The following is a 2,793-nucleotide window of genomic DNA, read 5'->3' on the forward strand; positions in this document are numbered from 1 at the left end:
ATGGGAGTGATCAGGGGGAAATTCAGCTACTTTTTCCCTGAAAATTAGGTAATTGACCCCCTCAAAATCGGTAAAACCCCACACCCCACACCCTACACCCTACACCCTGCCCCTAGGAAAAACTTTTTCAGCAGACCCTAACTATTGAGTTAAAAACAGGCGATTTCAAGAGGAAGGGGGCAATTCTAAGGGTATAGCCCCGATTATTCCCTTACGAAAATCATTGAGTAACTGCATGGCTGCCCTTTCTTTATCTTCTTGATATTTGAGATTGGCCAATTTTTCGATAAAATCTTCCCCGGTCATGTCTAGAGTATTCAACCCATAACGAGATTCTAAAAGTCCTTCATACTGTAATTCTCTTAATAAATCGACAAAAGCCGCCGCTATCCTTTGGTTATCATAACCAGCATCGCCAATATCCTCACAGATAGCTAATTTCACCGCATCCCTTTGATTATCTAAACGGGAAGGAATCACCCCCGGCGCATCTAATAGTTCTAAGGTGTCGGAAATTCGTACCCATTGTAATTGTCGCGTTACTCCGGCCCTGCGGGCGCTGGCGACGACTTTTCGCCCTAATAAACGGTTAATCAGGGCAGATTTGCCCACATTGGGAAACCCGATCACCACAGCCCGCACTGGACGCGGTAACATTCCTCTTAGTTGACGTTTTTGGTTAATTTCATCGCCAATTTTTTCCGCCGCTTTGATAATTGCTTTAACTCTTTCTCCCTGTTTAGCGTTAGTAAAATAGACGGTTTTTCCTTGACTTTTAAACCATGTTACCCATTGTTGCTGGGCAGATTCGGGAATCATATCGAGACGATTTAAGATTAACAAGCGCGGTTTATTGCCAATCCAATCGTCCACCTGCGGATGATGGGAAGCTAAGGGAATGCGAGCATCGCGCACTTCTAAGACCACATCCACGAGTTTAAGATGTTCCTTGAGTTTTCTTTCCGCTTTGGCAATATGACCGGGATACCATTGAATTAACGACATGGGAGATGGGAGTATAAAATTAAATCTTATCAGGAATAGTCCCTAGATAGCTATAATTATCTGAGAAAAAGTTTAGTAATTTCACTGCAATTATAACAGGATTGTCGATGACTAATTTAAAAAAATGGCAAATTATTAAATCCGAGCTAGTTTTTCATAATCGTTGGTGTCAAGTCCGTCAAGACGCGGTGAAGTTATCCTCCGGACAAGTTATCGATGATTATTTCGTTAATATTCGTCCTGAAATTGTTTTAGTTGTTCCAGTTACTGGGGATAATCAATTGGTTTTTGTCCGTCAATATCGTCACGGAGTTAAGGAAATTTTATTGGAATTTCCTGCCGGAGCAGTAGATGCGGGTGAAGATGATATTACTGCGGCAGCGCGTCGGGAATTCGAGGAGGAAACCGGTTATCAAAGTGATTCTCTAATACCTCTGGCTGTTTTGTACGATAATCCCGTTAAAGATACTAACAGAATTCATATTTTTTTGGCTCTTAATGCTACTCCCACAGGTCAACAAAAGTTAGATATTACCGAGGAAATTGAAGTTATTCTTCGACCTTTACAGGAAATTAATCCACAGGAAATTACCGTCTCTGGTAGTTTAGCTGCTTTCTATCTAGCGAGGGATTTTTTAAAGCAAAATTAAGGAGTTATAGCAGTTATATTAATGGGGAGGTAGGAAGTTTTCGTTTATTCCCACTTCCCCACTTCCCGCTCTCCTACCTCTGCGCTTTTCTCTACTGTTTGAACGGGATTTGTATTACTTTAAGTTTTATTTTTTTTTCACTTGTCTATGAGTAATTTTTTGATGATTGCTGGCTTTATCCTATCAGCTTATGCGATTGTTGCCAACGATTCCCTACAAACTTTAGGGACTTTTTTAAGTGCCAATGAAGAACGTCCCTGGTGGATTTTATGGCTGTACACCAGTATAATCTTAGCCTCGATTTTTATCGCTGGTTGGTATATTAATCAGGGAGATGTGGCTTATAATCGACTAGAAATGATTCCCTTCCCAGAAACTTTTACTTGGATTTATATCGTTCCTCCCTTAGCAATTTTAATTCTCACCACTTGGGGAATACCTGTGAGTACAACCTTTTTGGTTTTAACAGTTTTTGCTCCCCAATCTCTAGATGAAATGTTAGTTAAATCCGCTTGGGGTTATGCTCTTGCTGTTATAGTGGGGTTAGTCATCTATCGAATTATTTATCGATTAGAAAACTTTTTCCTAGAAACAGTTAATAAAGAACCTCAAAAAATCTGGGTAGTTTTACAGTGGTTATCCACCGGGTTTCTCTGGAGTCAATGGTTAATGCAAGATTTTGCTAATATTTTCGCCTATCTTCCCAGAAAGTTGGCAGCAACATGGTTAGTTTTATCTCTAACAGTTATGCTACTCCTGCAAACCATCATTTTTATTAATCATGGTGGTCAAATCGAGAAAATTGTCACTAGCAAAACTAACGCCCATGATCCGCGTTCTGCAACAATTATTAACTTAATTTATGGCTTAATTTTACTCTTTTTTGTTGGCTATAATCATATTCCCATGAGTACCACTTGGGTATTTTTAGGTTTATTAGGAGGTCGAGAAATTTCTCTGACTTTAACCAGAGAAACCCCTAATTTAGCCGCCACGGGTAAATTGGTTTTAGGGGATGCCTTGAAAGCTTTTATCGGTATGATTGTTAGTGTTGCTATCGCTCTTGCTTTACCTCTAATCGCTCAAAAACTTAACTATCTATAGGAAGTGGGGTGTGGGGTGTGGGGTGTGGGGTGTG

At 40.1% G+C, this 2,793-nt stretch carries 3 protein-coding genes; 2 read left to right on the forward strand and 1 reads right to left on the reverse strand.

Annotation, left to right across the window (positions count from 1 at the left end; all coding sequences use genetic code 11):
- Nucleotides 1-165: 165 nt before the first annotated feature.
- Nucleotides 166-1,005, reverse strand: coding sequence for a ribosome biogenesis GTPase YlqF (ylqF, locus tag O9332_RS12300; RefSeq protein WP_004159443.1), 840 nt, complete (start codon nucleotides 1,003-1,005; stop codon nucleotides 166-168).
- A 107-nt stretch (nucleotides 1,006-1,112) separates the two neighbouring features.
- Between ylqF and O9332_RS12305 the strand changes: the two genes are divergently transcribed.
- Together O9332_RS12305 and O9332_RS12310 are read left to right on the forward strand one after the other, a co-directional pair.
- Nucleotides 1,113-1,655: an NUDIX hydrolase gene (locus tag O9332_RS12305; protein WP_002798619.1), complete on the forward strand. Its 543-nt coding sequence runs from the start codon at nucleotides 1,113-1,115 to the stop codon at nucleotides 1,653-1,655.
- A 162-nt stretch (nucleotides 1,656-1,817) separates the two neighbouring features.
- Nucleotides 1,818-2,759: a hypothetical protein gene (locus tag O9332_RS12310; protein ID WP_288025786.1), complete on the forward strand. Its 942-nt coding sequence runs from the start codon at nucleotides 1,818-1,820 to the stop codon at nucleotides 2,757-2,759.
- Nucleotides 2,760-2,793 lie beyond the last annotated feature (34 nt).

Source organism: Microcystis sp. LE19-10.1B (assembly GCF_027530565.1).
Classification (GTDB): Bacteria; Cyanobacteriota; Cyanobacteriia; order Cyanobacteriales; family Microcystaceae; genus Microcystis; species Microcystis aeruginosa.